The organism is Ornithinibacillus californiensis (assembly GCF_001038485.1).
Taxonomy (GTDB): Bacteria; Bacillota; Bacilli; order Bacillales; family Amphibacillaceae; genus Ornithinibacillus; species Ornithinibacillus californiensis.
In genome coordinates this window covers 1-476 of record NZ_LDUE01000024.1, presented here as the reverse complement: position 1 = coordinate 476, position 476 = coordinate 1, and the positions used below count along the sequence as shown (strand labels likewise).

The window sequence follows — 476 nt, the reverse complement described above, 5'->3', positions numbered from 1 at the left end:
TCGATGAAGCTCCTTAAAGAACTCGTTGTAAGTCTTATACATATACGTTCTCATTAACCTTAAAAATGGCCATAGTCTCTTTTCTGTTTTCGTTTGTAATTGAAGGATTAAAGCTAGGCCATATGCAGCTAAGGCAAGGAACATTTGATTCCACATTCCTTGTGGCTTTGTACTCCAAATCTTCACCAAATTTAAGTGTTGTTTCACCCAGCGAAAAAAGGTCTCAATCGTCCAACGATAACGATAAAGGTCCATAATTTGTTGTGCAGATAAGTCCCATCGAGTTGTCATTAGTCGATAGATTTTATCTTCTTCATCTTTAAATTCTACCAAACGAATTGGCTCATCCGCATAGCTATATCGGACTTTTGCGTCACTAATAATTGCTGGATGATTACTTTCATATCTTTCGATAGGAACAGCTTTTATACTCTTCGAAATTCGAACGACAAACGAAATCCCTTGTTCTTGCCATG

General features: G+C 37.2%; 1 protein-coding gene. It reads right to left on the bottom strand.

The window, feature by feature from the left end:
• Positions 1-476: transposase (locus TE34_RS06600; RefSeq protein WP_047984051.1), on the bottom strand; the 476-nt coding region annotated here is incomplete at both ends.